The organism is Pseudonocardia alaniniphila (genome assembly GCF_022524485.1).
In the GTDB taxonomy this organism is placed as follows: Bacteria; Actinomycetota; Actinomycetes; order Mycobacteriales; family Pseudonocardiaceae; genus Pseudonocardia; species Pseudonocardia alaniniphila.
In genome coordinates this window covers 1-16,456 of the sequence record NZ_JAKXMK010000039.1, presented here as the reverse complement: position 1 = coordinate 16,456, position 16,456 = coordinate 1, and the positions used below count along the sequence as shown (strand labels likewise).

The 16,456-nt window shown below is 71.9% G+C and carries 17 protein-coding genes; 5 read left to right on the top strand and 12 right to left on the bottom strand.

Annotation, left to right across the window (positions count from 1 at the left end; all coding sequences use genetic code 11):
* Positions 1-26: 26 nt before the first annotated feature.
* Genes MMF94_RS35525 through MMF94_RS35505 form a run of 5 tightly spaced genes read right to left on the bottom strand, consistent with a single transcriptional unit; the run spans position 27 to position 4,096 of the window.
* A complete protein-coding gene (locus tag MMF94_RS35525; RefSeq protein ID WP_241041852.1) occupies positions 27-857 on the bottom strand; it encodes a phosphoribosylaminoimidazolesuccinocarboxamide synthase in 831 nt (276 codons plus the stop codon).
* Positions 854-2,272, bottom strand: a complete 1,419-nt coding sequence (purB, locus tag MMF94_RS35520) for an adenylosuccinate lyase (protein ID WP_241041851.1) — start codon at positions 2,270-2,272, stop codon at positions 854-856. The genes MMF94_RS35525 and purB overlap by 4 nt, the downstream gene beginning before the upstream one ends.
* A gap of 25 nt (positions 2,273-2,297) precedes the next feature.
* Positions 2,298-2,870: a TetR/AcrR family transcriptional regulator gene (locus MMF94_RS35515; protein ID WP_241041850.1), complete on the bottom strand. Its 573-nt coding sequence runs from the start codon at positions 2,868-2,870 to the stop codon at positions 2,298-2,300.
* Between the two features lie 22 nt (positions 2,871-2,892).
* On the bottom strand, positions 2,893-3,585 hold the full coding sequence (locus tag MMF94_RS35510; protein WP_241041849.1) for a hypothetical protein: 693 nt from the start codon (positions 3,583-3,585) through the stop codon (positions 2,893-2,895).
* A 16-nt stretch (positions 3,586-3,601) separates the two neighbouring features.
* A complete protein-coding gene (locus tag MMF94_RS35505; protein ID WP_241041924.1) occupies positions 3,602-4,096 on the bottom strand; it encodes a SigE family RNA polymerase sigma factor in 495 nt (164 codons plus the stop codon).
* Between the two features lie 242 nt (positions 4,097-4,338).
* Here MMF94_RS35505 and MMF94_RS35500 point away from each other — a divergent pair, with 242 nt between their 5' ends.
* Positions 4,339-5,478, top strand: coding sequence for a threonine aldolase family protein (locus MMF94_RS35500; protein ID WP_277398896.1), 1,140 nt, complete (start codon positions 4,339-4,341; stop codon positions 5,476-5,478).
* Between the two features lie 8 nt (positions 5,479-5,486).
* Here MMF94_RS35500 and MMF94_RS35495 read toward each other — a convergent pair whose 3' ends face one another.
* The 3 genes from MMF94_RS35495 to purD form a co-directional block, all read right to left on the bottom strand.
* Positions 5,487-6,605: a pyridoxal phosphate-dependent aminotransferase gene (locus MMF94_RS35495; protein WP_379660557.1), complete on the bottom strand. Its 1,119-nt coding sequence runs from the start codon at positions 6,603-6,605 to the stop codon at positions 5,487-5,489.
* A gap of 126 nt (positions 6,606-6,731) precedes the next feature.
* Positions 6,732-7,652: a hypothetical protein gene (locus MMF94_RS35490; RefSeq protein ID WP_241041846.1), complete on the bottom strand. Its 921-nt coding sequence runs from the start codon at positions 7,650-7,652 to the stop codon at positions 6,732-6,734.
* A 220-nt stretch (positions 7,653-7,872) separates the two neighbouring features.
* Positions 7,873-9,168, bottom strand: a complete 1,296-nt coding sequence (gene purD / locus MMF94_RS35485; RefSeq protein WP_241041845.1) for a phosphoribosylamine--glycine ligase — start codon at positions 9,166-9,168, stop codon at positions 7,873-7,875.
* 146 nt (positions 9,169-9,314) lie between these two features.
* Here purD and MMF94_RS35480 point away from each other — a divergent pair, with 146 nt between their 5' ends.
* Positions 9,315-10,418, top strand: a complete 1,104-nt coding sequence (locus tag MMF94_RS35480; protein ID WP_241041844.1) for a glycerophosphodiester phosphodiesterase — start codon at positions 9,315-9,317, stop codon at positions 10,416-10,418.
* Between the two features lie 45 nt (positions 10,419-10,463).
* Here the strand turns inward: MMF94_RS35480 and MMF94_RS35475 are convergent, their stop codons facing one another.
* The 3 genes from MMF94_RS35475 to arfB all read right to left on the bottom strand — a co-directional run bounded on the left by MMF94_RS35475 (position 10,464) and on the right by arfB (position 12,520).
* Positions 10,464-11,396, bottom strand: coding sequence for an alpha/beta fold hydrolase (locus MMF94_RS35475; protein ID WP_241041843.1), 933 nt, complete (start codon positions 11,394-11,396; stop codon positions 10,464-10,466).
* A gap of 5 nt (positions 11,397-11,401) precedes the next feature.
* A complete protein-coding gene (locus MMF94_RS35470) occupies positions 11,402-11,923 on the bottom strand; it encodes a phage holin family protein (protein WP_241041842.1) in 522 nt (173 codons plus the stop codon).
* Between the two features lie 168 nt (positions 11,924-12,091).
* Positions 12,092-12,520 carry an alternative ribosome rescue aminoacyl-tRNA hydrolase ArfB gene (gene arfB / locus MMF94_RS35465; protein ID WP_241041841.1) on the bottom strand — a complete coding sequence of 143 codons (429 nt, stop codon included), beginning with the start codon at positions 12,518-12,520 and terminating at the stop codon, positions 12,092-12,094.
* A gap of 201 nt (positions 12,521-12,721) precedes the next feature.
* Between arfB and MMF94_RS35460 the strand changes: the two genes are divergently transcribed.
* Entirely contained in the window at positions 12,722-13,462 is a 741-nt protein-coding gene (locus MMF94_RS35460; RefSeq protein ID WP_241041840.1) for a GntR family transcriptional regulator, read from the top strand.
* 231 nt (positions 13,463-13,693) lie between these two features.
* Entirely contained in the window at positions 13,694-13,885 is a 192-nt protein-coding gene (locus MMF94_RS35455) for a hypothetical protein (RefSeq protein WP_241041839.1), read from the top strand.
* Positions 13,886-13,957: 72 nt separating this feature from the next.
* Here MMF94_RS35455 and MMF94_RS35450 read toward each other — a convergent pair whose 3' ends face one another.
* Positions 13,958-15,349, bottom strand: coding sequence for an OFA family MFS transporter (locus tag MMF94_RS35450; protein ID WP_241041838.1), 1,392 nt, complete (start codon positions 15,347-15,349; stop codon positions 13,958-13,960).
* A 137-nt stretch (positions 15,350-15,486) separates the two neighbouring features.
* On the opposite strand from MMF94_RS35450, the gene sucC reads away from it, so the two are divergent.
* Positions 15,487-16,456: ADP-forming succinate--CoA ligase subunit beta (gene sucC, locus MMF94_RS35445; protein WP_241041837.1), on the top strand; the 970-nt coding region annotated here is incomplete at its 3' end.

The window sequence follows — 16,456 nt, the reverse complement described above, 5'->3', positions numbered from 1 at the left end:
TGGGGTGGGTGGTGCTCCGGCGCCCATCACCAGTCGTCGCCGGTGATCCGTTCGTAGACCTCGACATATCGGGCGCGCGTGGCCGCGACGACCTCGGTGGGCACCTCGGGCCCGGGCGGGGTGCGGTCCCAGTCCAGCGACGACGACCACTCGCGCACGTACTGCTTGTCGAACGAGAACTGCGGGCGGCCCGGCTCCCACGCATCGGCCGGCCAGAACCGCGACGAATCGGGCGTGAGCACCTCGTCGGCGAGCACGATCTCCCCCGCCGCATCCAGCCCGAACTCCAGCTTCGTGTCGGCGACGAGGATCCCGTTCCGCCCGGCGATGTCGGCCCCTCGCGCGTACACCGCGAGCGTCAGGTCACGCAGGCGCGCGGCGGTGTCCGCTCCGAGAGCGGCGACGACGTCCTCGAACGTCATGAACTCGTCGTGCTCGCCGACCGGCGCCTTCGTGGTGGGCGTGAAGATCGGCTCCGGCAGCTTCGAGCCCTCGACCAGCCCGGGCGGCAGCGGCACCCCGGAGACGCTTCCGTGCTTCTGGTACTCCTGCAGGCCGAGGCCGGCGAGGTAGCCGCGCGCGATGCACTCGACGGGCAGCATCGAGAGCCTGCGGCAGCGCATGGCCCGTCCGACGAACTCCGGGGGCACGTCCGACGCCGAGATGACGTGGTTCGGCGTGATGTCGGTGAGGCGGTCGAACCACCACAGCGACAGCTGGGTGAGGAGTACGCCCTTGTCCGGGACGGGCGTCGGGAGCACGACGTCGTAGATCGAGAGGCGGTCGGACGCCACGAGGATCAGGTCGTCACCGTCGGCGTAGACGTCCCGGACCTTGCCGCTGTGCACGAGGTTCACAGGATCGCTCCAGGGACGTAGGCGGCCGCTTCGGGATGGGCGTCGGCGACCTGCGCGACGCGGTCGACCACGGCCTGCACCTGCGCGGTGGCAGCACCGGTGAACCGCAGGGGGTCGGCGAGGAGGCCGTCGAGCGCCCCGGCGGGCAGGCCGAGCCGCTCGTCGGCGGACAGCCGCGCGACGAGGTCGTTGTCGGTCTGGCCCTTCTCGCGCATCGCCAGCGCGACGCCGACGGCGTGCTCCTTGATCACCTCGTGGGCGGTCTCCCGCCCGACGCCCGCGCGGACCGCGGCCATCAGCACCGCCGTGGTCGCGAGGAAAGGCAGGTAGCGGTCCAGCTCGCGGGCGATGACAGCCGGGTAGGCACCGAACTCGTCGAGCACCGTGAGGGTGGTCTCGAACAGCCCGTCGATGGCGAAGAACGCGTCGGGCAGGGCGACGCGGCGCACGACCGAGTCGGACACGTCGCCCTCGTTCCACTGCGCCCCGGCCAGCTCGCCCGCCATCCCGGCGTAGCCGCGCAGCAGCACCATCATCCCGTTCATCCGCTCGGCGGAGCGGCTGTTCATCTTGTGCGGCATCGCCGAGGACCCCACCTGGCCCGGCTGGAAGCCCTCGGTGGCGAGCTCGGCGCCTGCCATCAGCCGGATCGTGGTGGCGAGCGACGACGGTGCGGCCGCGAGCTGGAGCAAGGCGCTCAGCACGTCGAAGTCGAGCGAGCGCGGATAGACCTGCCCCACGCTGGTGAGCACGGCGGAGAAACCGAGGTGGGTCGCCACCCGCTCCTCCAGCGATGTGAGCTTGTCCGCGTCCCCGTCCAGGAGGTCGAGCATGTCCTGGGCGGTACCCATCGGGCCCTTGATGCCACGGAGCGGGTAGCGCGCACGCAGGTCCTCGAGCCGCGCGTAGGCGACGAGGAGCTCGTCCGCCGCGGAGGCGAACCGCTTGCCGAGGGTGGTGGCCTGCGCCGCGACGTTGTGGCTGCGCCCCGCGATCACCAACTCGGCGTTCTCGGCAGCCCGGCGGGCGAGCCGCGACAGCACGGCGACCGTGCGGTCGCGGACGTGTTCGAGCGAGAGCCGGATCTGCAGCTGCTCGACGTTCTCGGTGAGATCCCGGCTGGTCAGGCCCTTGTGCACGTGCTCGTGGCCGGCGAGGGCGTCGAACTCCTCGATCCGGGCCTTCACGTCGTGGCGTGTCACGCGCTCGCGCGCGGCGATCGACTCCAGGTCCACCTGCTCGACCACGCGCTCGTAGTCGGCGAGCACTGAATCGGGGACATCGATGCCGAGGTCGCGCTGCGCGGTGAGCACGGCGAGCCAGAGCCGCCGTTCGAGCACGATCTTGTGTTCGGGCGACCACAGCCGCACGAGCTCGGGGCTCGCGTAACGAGTGGCCAGCACGTTGGGGATCACGTGCAGAAACGATAGGCGCTCCACATCAGAGCGCGCGCATCAGCACCTCGCGGGCGGCCACCCGCGGGTCGGGATCGGCCTCGATCAGAGCGCTGATCACAGCACCGTCGACGAGCGAGACGAGGTCGCGCAGCGCCACGTCGTCGAGTGGGTGACCGCACCGGAGCAGGATCTCGGCGAGCAATGCGTCCAGGTCGCCACGCAGCTCGCGCATGAGCGGCGCCAGGAACGGGCGCCTTCCCGCACCGACCAGCCGCTCGTAGCGCAGGAGCACGGCATCGAGGCCCCCGTCGCGCGACTCCGGGCCGAGCAGCTGATCGAGCACCAGCTCGACGAGCGCAGGAGTGTCGACGGGCGCTGCGGCGAGCGCGTCGAGCTGCTGCCTGCCCTCCGCGAGCTCGTCGCGGCTGGTGCGGTCGACAGCCGCGGTGACGAGGTCGTCCAGCGAGGCGAAGTAGTAGGTGGTGGACGCCAGCGGCAGCCCCGCACGCTCGGCCACCGCGCGGTGCCGCACGGCGTCGAAGCCGCCGGAGCGCAACAGCGCCGCGGCCGCGGTCACCAGCTCGTGCCGCCGCCGCTCACCCTTGGCGGTGCCCATCTCGCAAGTCTCTCGCCCCGCTCTAGAGACGCGGAGCCAGGTACTCCGCCACGGACGCGAGCCGGCCCGCGAACGGTGCAGGCGCGCCCACCTCGGACGAGCTCGAGCTCACGATCACCGTGCCGCCCGAGGCGGTGGGCTCGCTGACCGCGCCGGGAGGAAGCGCCGCCTCCACACCGGGGGGCAGGTATTGCACGCTCAGCAGCCCGGTGGCTTCACCCTCGCTCGCCTCCACGGCGACGCCACGTTCGCCACCGGGACGGCACTCCATGGTGGTGGCCGCCTCCGGAGCTCCTGCCACCTCGGGAAGCACCTGGTCGACGAGCGCCCGCACCGCGGGGTCCTGCCGGTCGGCGCACTCGGTGTTGCCCGGCCCCAGCGGCGGGCTCAGCGGGCTTACCCCTTCGGCCGCCCGCTCTGCGGCTCCGGCCGAGTCCTGTGGCGCGGCGGCCCGAGGGGCCCGGTCGCCCGCCGACATCGGCGCCGCGACCGTGGTGCCGTTGCCGGGAGAACCGGGCAGCGCCACTGCCACCCCGACGCCGGCCAGCGCGAACACGGCGATCGCGCCACCCGCCATGAGCAGGCGGCGGCGGGTGGTTGCACGCCGGGAGGCACGCAGCACCGAGTCGTGGTCGAACGCCGGCGGTGGCGCGCCGGAGTCGGAGGCCGCGGCACGGAACAGTGCACCCAGCTCCTGGTCATCGATGTCGCTCATCCCGTCACCTCTCCCCCTACCCCGTCGCCCGCAGGTCGTCGAGCGAGTCGCCGAGCACCGCACGCAGGGCCTCGAGCCCGTGGGCGGTCTGGCTCTTGACCGTGCCCTCCGTACATCCCAGCGCCGCGGCGGTGGCCGCCACGTCCAGACCGTCGAGGAACCGCAGCACGAGTACGGCGCGCTGGCGCGCCGGCACCGACCTCAAGGCGTCCACCAGAACGTGCCGGGTGGCCACCGCGTCGGAGTCGGACGGCACGCCCGTGTCGGCGGGCTCGGCGGTGGAGCGCTCCCGGCGCCACGGCCGCCGCGACTCGTCGACCACGGCACGCACGAGAGTGCGGCGCATCCACGCGTCGAGGGCGCTGCGGTCGCGGATCCGGCGCCAGTGGCGGTGGAGCGCGACGAACGCCGCCTGCGCGTGGTCGTCGGCGCGGTGCCAGTCGCCGCACAGCAGGTACGCCGTGCGCCGGACCCCGTCCCGGCGCGCGCGGAAGTACTCCTCGAACGTCACCGGCTCGGATGTCGCCGACTCGGGTGTTTCTTTGGCGAGCTCCCGCTCGCCGGCCTCTTCCACCCGGGCGTTCCCTCCTCCCGTGTCGCCGCGCGCCCCTGCGTCGCCGTCTGCGGAGAGACGTAGGGAACGGGACCAGAGGTTGCACGACCGCGTGCCGGTTCACCCGATCGGCCCTGGGTTGTGATGGATTCGTGACCCACGCGCGACCGGCCCGCCGCCTGCTGGTTGAATCGGACGCCGTGCGATCTCCATCGCGAGCCCGGCGGTCAACGGCGTCCGATCGTCCTGTCGACCTCCGCTCCGACACCGTCACCCGTCCCACGAAGCAGATGCGGGCCGCAATGGCGGACGCCGAGGTGGGTGATGACGTCCTCGACCGTGACCCCACGATGCGCGAGCTCGAGGTTCGCGTGGCGGGCTTGCTCGGTGCGGCTGACGCGCTATGGACCCCCAGCGGGTCCATGGGCAATCTCATCGCCCTGATGCACCACCTCGGCCGTGGCGACGCGTTCCTCGCCCCTGCCGGCGCGCACGTGCTCGACGCCGAACTCGGCACCGCCGCCTGGCTCGCCGGTGGCATGCCGCGCCCGCTGGAGTACGACGCCGGTCCCGGCAAGGTCTCGCCCACCGCGGTCCGTCGCGCCGCGGGTTCGATCGGCCCCTACTACACGCTCCGCACCACCCTGCTGTGCCTGGAGAACACGCACAACGCCGCCGGGGGCACGGTCACCGCACCCGAGGAGCACGCCGCGGTGGTCGCCGCGGCCCGGGGCGCGAAGCTGCGGGTCCACCTCGACGGGGCCCGGCTCTGGCACGCGGCGGTGGCCCTCGGCGTCCCCCCGGGGACGCTCACTGTCGGCGTCGACAGCGTGCAGGTCTGCCTGAGCAAGGGTCTCGGGGCGCCGGTGGGCTCGGTGGTGGCCGGGTCCGTCGAGTTCATCGCCGAGGCCAGGCGGCTGCGCAAGATGCTCGGCGGCGGCGTCCGGCAGGGCGGGGTGCTCGCCGCGGCGGGGCTGGTGGCGCTCGACCGGATCGACCGCCTCGCCGAGGACCACGAGCGCGCGAAGCGGCTGGCCGCCGGGCTGCGCGAGCGCGGGTGGCTCGTCGGCGAGCCCCAGACCAACATCGTGCTGGTGGCCGTGGCCGACCTGGACGGCACCATCCGCCGTTTCGAGGAGGCGGGCGTACGGGCGTCCACGATGTCGGGGCAGGTCCGGCTGATGACCCACGCCGACCTGACCGACGCCGACATCACGGCGGCGCTGGAGCGGATCGGGCCGGTCGAGCCCTCACGGGCAGCCGGCAGCGCGCCGGCCGTGTCGGGGCGTGGAGCGGGCGCCCGCCCCGGACGCGCGGTTCTCGGTCAAGCCGGGAACTGAGAGCCGGATCAGGCCTGGCCGAGCCACCCGGCCATTCGCCTCAGCGCTTCCGCGATGTCGTCGGTGGCTCCCGCGAACGACAGCCGGATCCACTTCCCGCCGTCGACCGGGTCGAAGTCGATACCTGGCGCGACCGCTACCCCGGTCGCGGCCAGCAGACGGTACGTCAGGTCCATGGAGTCGGCCGTCAGGTGTGAGACGTCTGCGTACACGTAGAAGGCACCGTCGGCCGGGGCGAGGCGCGTGAGCCCGAGCCGCGGCAGGCCGTCGAGCAGCAGGCCCCGGTTCACCGCGTAGCGGGCCACGTGCGAGTCGGACTCGGCGTAGCTGGTGGGGTCGAACGCACCCAGCGCAGCGCGCTGCGCGAGTGCCGGCGGGCAGACGGTGAAGTTTCCGGCCAGCCGATCGGCGGGACGCAGCAGCCGCGGGGGCACGAGCAGCCAGCCCAGCCGCCACCCCGTCATCGAGAAGTACTTCGAGAAGGAGTTGACGATGATCGCCTCGCGCGACGTGCTCCACGCGGAGGAGGTCGCCGGGGCGCCCGCGTAGGAGATGCCGTGGTAGATCTCGTCGCTGACCAGCTGGATCCCGTTGCGCTCGCAGTAGGCCGCCAGCGCAGCGAGCTCGCCAGGCTCCAGCACGGTGCCCGTGGGGTTGGCCGGGCTCGCCACCACCAGCCCCCGCACCGGGTCGTCCAGCTCCTCGAGCATGGCGACGGTCGGCTGGTAGCGGGTCTCCGGCCCGCAGGGCAACTCGACGACATCGCAACCCAGCGCCGTCAGGATGTTGCGGTAGCAGGGGTAGCCGGGCCGGGCCATGGCCACGCGGTCGCCCGCGTCGAAGGCGGAGAGGAACGCCAGCAGGAAGCCGCCCGAGGAACCGGTGGTGACCACCACCTGCTCCGGCGGGACGTCGAGGTCGTAGCGGCGGGCGTAGTGACCTGCGATCGCGGAACGCAGCTCCGGGATCCCGAGCGTGACGGTGTAGCCGAGCACATCGCCGGACAGCGCGGCCACGGCGGCTGCGCGCACGGCAGGAGGAGCAGCGGTGGAGGGCTGCCCTGCGGAGAGATCCACCACGTCACCGTGGGTGCGGCGGCGCTCGGCAGCGGCGGCGAGCACGTCCATGACGTGGAACGCCGGGATAGCGGCACGCGTCGCGATCGGAATCTCTGATGTAGCTGGGTTGGTCACTCTCCGAGCCTAAGCGGCCGACGGCCGTCCCCCCGTGGGAGGACGGCCGTCGAGCACGGCTCAGATCAGGCTGGACACCAGGTCGGCGGCCGAGAACACGTCGCTGATCGCGCTGGCGTCGGGCACGTCGGCCTCGTCCGCGTCGTCGGCGTCGTCCGCCTCGTCGGAGTCCTCGTCCGTCGCCTCGTCGTCGGAGGACGCCTCGTCGTCGGCGCTCGGCGCCCCCAGGACGGGCAGCGCCGGCAGGTCGACGTTGACCGGCAGGTCGACGGAGATCGGCAGCTCGGAGAGCTCCGGCAGATCGACCGGCAGGTCGAGCGGCAGGGAGGCGGTCACGTCGGCGGTCACGTCGTCGGCCAGACCGGTCACGTCGCCTGCCACGCCGGCCACGGTGTCGACCACGTCGTCGGTGCTCGTCGGCAGCGCGGGCAGCTCGACCGGGAGGGCCGGCAGCGCGACCGGAAGCGCAAGCGCGTCCGTGCTCGGCAGCGCGGGCAGCGCGGCGAGCAGGTCGGTGCCCGGCAGCGCGGTGAGGTCGTCCGTGCTCGGCAGCGCGGGCAGCGCCGGCAGCGCGTCGACGCTCGGCAGGGCGTACGCCGCCGGCAGGTTCAGCTGGAGGGCGCTCAGGTCCGGGGCACCCAGTGCCGGGAGGTCGGCGACGCCGGCGCCCCCGCTGGCGAGGTCGAGCAGGCCCTGGTCGATCCCCTGCAGCTCCAGGCCGTCGGTGGGCAGCCCGTCGGTGGGCAGCGCGGCGAGGTCCGGCGTGGCGATGCCGGGGAGGGCCGCGAAGCTGTCGAAGCCGGCGTCCGTGCTGTCCGCGGTGTCGTCGTCCGCGTCGGCCAGGTGGGCCTCCGCAGCACCCGCCGGCCCGGCGATCGCGAGCAGGGCCATCGGCGCGCCCAGAACACCGATCGCGGCCCGGCCGGCGATGCGCGACACGCGGCTCTGAGTGGTGTGTCGCGGACGTGCGTTCTTCGTCATTCGAGTCCTCAGTTCTCGGGGGAGCGAACGGATGACCCGGAGCAGACCCACGACCTCGGCCATCACGGGGAGCGACGACGATGTGAATCTGGCGGGCAGCGGAACCTTCTACTGCCACCCGTTCGGACGCAAGCCGCCCTTAACGGCGACCGAACGTGGTGGAAGCTCCCCGATCGGCCGCCGAGCACGCACTTTAGGTGGAACAGTGCAGTGAGGAGCGCTACCCAATATCACCCGATCGAGTGACAACCTCGGCCCGGCGCGGAACCTCGACATCGCCACGCGAGGCGCGAAGCGCGATGTCGGTGCGGTGGTGGGAGCCGGCGAGGTGCACGCCCTCGAGCCGACGGTAGGCATCCTCGCGGGCCAGCACAAGATCCGTTCCGGTACCCACGACGGACAGCACCCGCCCGCCCGACGACACCACCGCCCCGTCGTCCCGGCGGCGCGTACCGCCGTGCAGCACACCGTCGGCGTCTGCTCCTGCGACCACGTCACCGGCGCGCGGGAGGCCCGGGTAGCCCTCAGCCGCCACCACCACCGTGACCGCCGCACCGTCGGCCCATTGCAGCGGAGGCTGGGACGCCAGTGCACCAGTGGCCGTTGCGTACAGCAGCCGTGCCAGCGGGGTGCGCAGGAGCGGCAGCACGACCTGCGTCTCCGGGTCGCCGAAGCGGCAGTTGAACTCGATCACCGCCGGGCCCGAGGAGGTCAGGGCGAGCCCCGCGTAGAGCAGGCCGCTGAACGGAGTGCCCCGGCGCACCATCTCGGCCGCCACCGGCGCGACGATCGTGGAGACGAGCTCCGTGACCAGATCGGGCGACGCCCACGGCAGCGGGGCGTACGCACCCATGCCTCCGGTGTTCGGGCCGGTGTCGTCGTCGCCGACGCGCTTGAAGTCCTGCGCGGGGAGCAGCGGCACCACCGTCTCCCCGTCGACCAGGCAGAACAGGGAGACCTCGGGGCCGTCCAGGTACGACTCCAGCAGCACCGGGTGACCGTTGTCGAGCAGCGTGCTCGCGTGCGCGCGCGCCACGTCGAAGTCGGCGCTGACCACCACGCCCTTGCCGGCCGCCAGACCGTCGTCCTTCACGACGTACGGCGGAGTGAACCGGGCGAGCGCGGCGTCCAGATGCGCCGGGGTGTCCACGATCTCGGACGTGGCGGTGCGCACGCCGGCCGCCGCCATGACGTCCTTCGCGAAGCTCTTGGAGCCCTCGATGCGGGCGGCGGCCGCGGTCGGGCCGAAGCACGGGATGCCCGCGGCGCGCACGACGTCGGCGATGCCGGCGACGAGCGGCATCTCAGGCCCGATGACGACCAGATCGGCGTGCCAGTCGAGCGCCAGCGCCGCGGCCGCCGCCACATCCTGTACATCGAGCCCGCGCTGCTCGGCCACGGCAGCAGTGCCCGCGTTGCCCGGGGCACACGCGAGCGCCGTGACTTCCGGGTCCTGCGCCAGGGCGAGGACGATGGCGTGCTCACGAGCACCGGACCCCACTACCAGGACGCGCACGACTTCGAATCGTAACGCCCGCCGAGACACCCATCCCGCGGACGCCGGTCGCCCAGCGGCATTGCATGTGCCGTTCACCGACTCGACCGGCACCGGTCACCTCCCGGTGGCAGCGGCATCGTCCGAACAGTGCATCGTGGGTGCACATGTCATCGTCCGTCCGCGGCACCGCCGCGGCCGCTCCCCCCGTTGCGACCCTGACAACCGCCCCTACCGGCGTCCCGGTCACCGAGGTGGCCACCCGCAGCGCCGAGGCCACGGTGCTCGTCATCGCGCACCGCGGCGCGTCGGGTTACCGCCCTGAGCACACGCTCGCCTCGTACGAGCTCGCTGCGAGGATGGGGGCCGACTACATCGAGCCCGACCTCGTCAGCACCGCTGACGACGTGCTCGTCGCCCGTCACGAGTCGGAGATCGGCGGCACCACCGACGTCGCCGACCACCCTGAGTTCGCCGAGCGCAAGGTGACCAGGACCATCGACGGCGACACGCGAACCGGCTGGTTCACCGAGGACTTCACCCTCGCCGAGCTCAAGACGCTGCGCGCGAAGGAACGTCTCCCCGCCGTCCGCCAGGAGAACACGATCTACGACGGCCGGTTCGAGATCCCGACGTTCGACGAGGTGCTCCAGCTCCGCGAGCGCCTGTCCGCCCAGCTCGGCCGGGAGATCGGGGTCTACCCCGAGACCAAGCACCCGACCTATTTCTCCTCCATCGGCCACGCCCTCGAGCCCCTGCTCGTCGCCGCGCTGGAGAACGCCGGACTCAACAGGAAGGACGCGCCGGTGTTCGTGCAGTCCTTCGAGACCACCAACCTGCGGCAGTTGAGCGCCGAGCTGCACGTGCCGCTGGTTCAGCTGCTGGGGGCCGCCGGCGCGCCGGTCGACCTCGCGGCCGCGGGCGACCCTCGTACCTTCCCGGACCTCGTGACCCCGGCAGAGCTCGCCGAGATCGCGTCCTACGCGGATGCCATCGGACCGGCCAAGGACATGGTCGTGGCCCGCCACGCGGACGGCACGCTCGGCGCTCCCACGTCACTCGTCGCGGACGCGCACTCGGCGGGCCTGCTGGTGCACGTCTACACCTTCCGCAACGAGAACGAGTTCCTCCCGGCCAACCTGCGCAGCGCCGGGTCGGCCGCCGACTACGGCAACGCGTTCGCCGAGTACGAGGCGTTCTTCGCCGCAGGCGTCGACGGGGTCTTCGCCGACAACCCCGACACGGCGCTGGTGGCCCGCGCCGCCCTGTAAGGGCCCACCTGCGGGTCGCCCGTTGCTCGGTCCGGGCGGGTGGTCTCAGGACGCCAGGAAACGGGTGAGCAGGGCCGTCGTCTCCGACGGCCGTTCCTGATGGGGGAAGTGGCCGGTGGCCGGCTGGACGCGCATCTCGTACCCGCTGCCGGTCCACCGACGCGACGCCGCTGCGGTGCGGACGAGCAGGCACGGGTCCAGCGCGCCGTGCACCTGCAGCACCGGCACCGCGGTCGGCCGGGCCACAGCCGCGGCGAACCGCGGTCCCTCGGCCCGCAGCTGCGAGCGCGCGGCCCAGCGGTAGTACTCCATCGCGCAGTGCACGACCCCGGGCACCTGGATCGCGCGCCGGTAGCACGCGGTGGCCGCCGCGAAGTCGTCCGAGGCCGCCCACTCCGGGCCCGCCCAGGCGCGCATGATCCGGACCACCCGAGCGCCGTCGTCCGCTCGCAGGGAGCGCTCGGGCCAGCGGGGCAGCTGGAAACCCAGCGCGTAGCTCGCGCTCGCGCGGCCCTGGCCGTGGAGGTCACGCAGCACCGAAGCACGCACCGCCAGCGGGTGCGGAGCCCCGAGCACGGCCAGGGATCGCACGAGCCGCGGGTGCAGCGCCGTGACCGTCCAGGCGATGAGCCCACCCCAGTCGTGCCCCACGAGATGGGCCCGCGACTCCCCCAGCGCACGGATCAGGCCGGCGACATCGCCTGCGAGGGTCCAGAGGTCGTAGCCGCGGGGCGGCTTGTCGGAGTCGCCGTAGCCACGCAGATCGATCGCGACGGCCCGGAAGCCGCGCTCAGCCAGATCGACGAGTTGGTGGCGCCAGGACCACCAGAACTCGGGGAACCCGTGCAGCAGCACCACCAGCGGGCCGCCCCCGTCGCATTCGGCGACGTGAAGCCGGATGCCGTTGGCCGAGACCGCGCGGTGGGTCCACGGGCCAGGCAGCCGGACCGACGACGGGTCCGGGCCGGCCCTGCGCACTCCGATCAGTGTGCTCGGGAGGCCGGTCGGCCGTTCAGCTCGTGCGCCGCGGCTCCGTCCGGCTCGCCCCGGCCGCGCTGGGACAGCACCTGAGCCGACTCCTTCAGGCTGGAGAGCGTGCGTTCCGGCTTGCGGATCCGCCGCACCCGCAGGTAGCCGAAGAGACCGAAGAGTCCGGCGACGAGGAGCATGATCCCGAAGACGATCGCGAACGAGACGGCGCGGTTGAGCCACAGGGCAAGCAGCTCAGCGAGGGCGAAGAACGCGAAGAAGAGGCTGAACAGCAGGATCGTCAGCGCGACGATGAAGAAGACGCTGCCCTGCACACCCTTCTTCACCTCGGCCGTCACCTCGGCGCGGGCGAGCTCCACTTCGGCCCGCACCAGCGTGGAGACCTGGGCGGTGGCGTCACGGACGAGTTCGCCGATCGACTGCTCCGACGCCGGCTTGACCGGCTCGCGCGATAGCGGGATCGAAGGCAGCACGGGCGGAACCTCCGCGCCGCTGGAGCTGGTCGGGCTGGCCACCGGTCCTCCTGCACGTGCTGCTCGGCATGTCCGTGATCGGTCCGCCATCCTTCCACGGTCACGGGGTCAACGCCCGACCAGGAGCACGGGCGCGCCGCGCCCTCCACCGGTCGGGTCTGATCTGTCACCGGCACCGGTGCGAGGTGCGCGGGAGCGGTGCCGCGAACGTCACTCCTCGGGTCGGCCGCGCAGCCGCTTGACGGCGCCCCGCCGGGTCTTCGCGTCGAGCCGCCGGCGCTTCGCCCCAGCCGTGGGCCGGGTCGGCCTGCGCTGCGGCGGATCCGCTGCCACTGCTTTCCTCAGGATCTCTGCCAGCCGCTCACGTGCGGACTCACGGTTGCGAAGCTGGCTGCGCTGCTCGGACGCGACCACCGTGATCACCCCGTCGACGAGCCGCGCGGCGAGCCTGCCCAGCGCCCGCTCACGGAGCGGCTCGGGCACCGAGGGGGACCGGGCCAGATCGAAGGACAGCTCCACCCGCGAGTCTGTGGTGTTCACACCCTGGCCACCCGGCCCGGACGCACGGGAGAACCGCCAGTGCAGCTCACGCTCGGGGAGCACCAGTGATCCACGTACCGGCAGGTCGCCGTCAGCCACACCGTTAGCATGCCTGAGTGCTCACGACCGGACAGGCACCACCTGTTCACCAAACGGACACATCGGGCGGATGTCGTGAGGAGCTTCACCGCCGGTAGTGCGACAAAGTACCGCGGCACTTTGTATGCTGTAAGCAGTCGACCGGACAGGAGTGCCCCCGCAAGGGACCGGATCGACTCACCGTCCCACCTGGAGTCCACGATGTCACTGTCCGAGACGCAGCCCGACGCCGCCGGTGCACGACGTATCGCCCGGCCTGTCCCGCTCCGCGAGAGCGTGTACAGCGCGATTCTGGACATGATCGTCAGCCGGAATCTCCAGCCAGGCCAGCACCTGGTCGAGAGTGAGCTCGCGCTGATGCTGGGAGTCTCCCGGCAGCCGGTGCGTGAGGCACTTCAGTGGCTCAAGAACGACGGTTGGGTCGACCTTCGGCCCGGCCTGGGCGCGTACGTCCACACGCCGACCGTCGAGGAGGCGGATCAGCTCCTGGCCGTACGCAGGCTGCTGGAGACCGAGTCCGCTCGGCTGGCCGCGCAACACGCCACGGAGGAAGGCGTCGAGCACCTGCGGGAGCTGTGCCGCCAGGGATTCGCGGCGCTCGAGGCCGAGGATGTCGCCACCATGGTGGCCCTCAACGCCGAGCTGCACGCCACGGTCATGCGGCTCTCGCGCAACGACGTGCTGGTCGAGCTCGCGAGCCAGGTCGACCGCAGGGTGCGCTGGTACTACACGCCCGTGGCCCGCCACCGTGGCGCACAGAGCTGGACCGAGCACTCGGCGCTGATCGACGCGATCGCCGCAGGCGACGGGGATCGCGCAGGCGAGGTCATGCACGCGCACACCGAGCACACGCGCCTGTCCTACCTCGAGCAGCAGAACCTCGAGAAGTCCGGCGCTGACGCCGGATCGCCCGCACGCCCGATCACGGGTCGCCGGCCCTAGGCCGCAGCACCACACCTTCTCCCGTCGACGCCGACGGGCTCACGTCGACGACCAGCAGCAGTTCGTCGACGTCCGGATCCACTCCGCCCCGCGCTCCAGCACCGGGTTCGTGGATCGCCCCTTCACGCGCAGAGCCGCGCCCTACCTGCTCGCCGTACCGACGGCGCAGCCGTGGCCAGGCCGCATAGCTCGGCCGCGGAATGGGAACACTGAGTAACAGAGGTGATACGAATGAGCACGTTCCGTAAGATCATCGACGAGCTATCCACGATGCCGCGCGGCTTCAACGCCGATGGCCGGGCGCTCGGCCTCGGGCTGGACGCCGCACTGAAGGCCCATCGGGCGGCCGGTGCAGACGGACAGCCGCTCCGCAGCGCGGAGCGGCCCGTGCACGCCGACACCCCGTTCTCCCGCGCCTCCTGATCGTGGCGCAGCGGCCATCCCTGGGCGGCTCCCCGCACGGAGCCGGCCCAGGGATGGGTGGTAGCCGTAGCCTCAGGTGGCATAGCGCGAGGGGACCGCGCTCTGCTTCGACACCCGTGCTGACGGCAAAGTGCTGGGCAGCCCCGGCCGCTGCAGAGCGCCGGTGGCCCAGGCTGCTCCGAGCGACACGAACGCTGCCACGAGGAACGTGACGGCGAAGCCCCACGAGCTGACCGCGATCGCGGCCAGACCCACTCCCAGCAGCCCGCCGAGAGCCTTGGCGCTGTAGACGAGGCCGTGCACTTCGAAGGCGCTCTGCTCCCCGAAGTACTCCCTCGCGATGCTGGCGAACAGCGGGTAGAAACCGCCCCCACCGATGCCGGCGAGCACAGCGGCCAGCACCATCGCGACGCTGGACTGCGTGCTCGCGGCCAGCGCGAACAGAGTCTGGGCCACTGCCTGCACGAGCAGCACGACGTTGAGCGTCCGGCAGCGCCCGACCTTGTCGGAGATCCCCACCGATACGGCCCGCCCGGCGCCGTTCACCCCGGCCAGCACACCTGCGGCGAGGGCGATCACACCGATGCCCGCAGGGAAGCCCGAGGCGAAGACGACGACGAACGCCGCGTTGAACAACGAGACCGCTCCGGCGGCGAGCAGGATCACGTACAGAACCGGCATGACGCGCGTGCGCATCGCCTGCATCGCCGAGTACTCGCGCACCGCAGGCGGGTTCTTCCGCCGTCCCGGGTTGACGGTGGCGCCGAGCCCCCACGCACGTGGGTCGACCTCCGCGGGCCACCAGCGGGCCGGTGGGTCGCGGAAGAAGATGCCGGCGCCCGCCACCACCACGAACAGCAGGACCGCCGCCACGTCGAAGACCGGCGTGATGTTGCCGGCGTGGAGCCCGACCACTGCGGCGATGATGAAGGGCACGGAGCCGTACGCGAAGACCCCGGTCACCCGGCTGACCCGCAGGGCCATGCGCTCCGGGTACCACTTGGCCACTGCGGACGTGCACGCCGCGTAGACGAGGCCCGCACCCGTTCCCCCGAGCACCGAGTAGCCGAGCAACGCGGCGGCCAGGCTGGTGGTGTGGGCCAGGGCCACGAGGCCCAGTGCGCTCAGCGCGGCGCCGGCGATCATCACCGCGCGCGGGTCGAGGCGCCTGCGCTCCCGCAGATAAGCGGTGGGGAAGCCGACGCCCGCCTGGAACACGATCCACACGGCGAGCACCCAGAACGCGCCGACGAGCCCCCAGCCGTTGCGCGCCATCAGGGCCGGGACCGCCGCACCGTAGCCGTACTGCAGCACGCCCACAGCGGCCATCGGGACCCAGGCCATGCGTAGCACCGATGATCGAGGCCGGCCGATGAGGTCCACCGGGTCCTCCCCGACCCGGTACCGACGGCCGTACCAGTCGCGCACCTCCTGGAAGGCGGCAGTGCGTTCTGGTGCTCCCATGACGACTCCCCTCCATACTGTATGCCAAATAATGACCACGACGTGAGCTGGAACACAAGAGCCCTGGACAAAGTTGTTCCATACTGCATACAGTCGACCACTCCGTGACGAGGCCGTCAGACAGGAGATGCCGCAGCGTGGACCTCTACGAGCACCAGGCAAAGGACTTGTTCGAAGGGCATGGCGTCCCGGTGTCCCGCGGCTCTGTCGCGATCACGGCCCATGAGGCCGAAGTCGTGGCCCGCGGCATCGGGGGCGCCGTTGTCATCAAGGCCCAGGTGAAGACCGGTGGCCGGGGCAAAGCGGGCGGTGTCAAGCTCGCGAAGACGCCGGAAGAGGCCAATGAGAAGGCCGCGGCGATCCTGGGCATGGACATCAAGGGCCACACCGTGCACCGCGTGCTGGTGGCCGAGGCGTCCCAGATCGCGCAGGAGTACTACGTCTCGTTCCTGCTCGACCGTGCCAACCGCACCTTCCTCGCCATGGCGAGCGCCGAGGGCGGCATGGAGATCGAGCAGCTTGCCGTGGAGCGCCCCGACGCGCTCGTGAAGGTGGCCATCGACCCGCTCACCGGCTGCGACGTGGAGAAGGCCCGGGCGATCGTCGACGCGGCCGGGTTCCCCCAGGAGGTGGCGGGCGCCGCCGCCGAGGTCATCGCGAAGCTGTGGGAGACCTTCGTGGCGGAGGACGCCACTCTCGTCGAGGTCAACCCGCTGATCTCCGACGCCTCCGGCGCGGTCATCGCGCTGGACGGGAAGGTCACGCTCGACGAGAACGCCGACTTCCGCCACCCCGACCACGCGGCGCTCGTCGACCAGACCACGGAGAACCCGCTGGAGGCCAAGGCCAAGGCCAAGGGCCTCAACTACGTCAAGCTCGACAAGGGCCAGGTCGGGATCATCGGTAACGGTGCCGGTCTCGTGATGTCCACGTTGGACGTCGTGGCGTACGCCGGTGAGAAGCACGGCGGTGTGAAGCCGGCCAACTTCCTCGACATCGGCGGCGGCGCGTCCGCGCAGGTGATGGCCGACGGGCTGGACGTCATCCTGGGCGACCCGGACGTCAAGAGCGTGTTCGTGAACGTCTTCGGTGGCATCACCGCCTGCG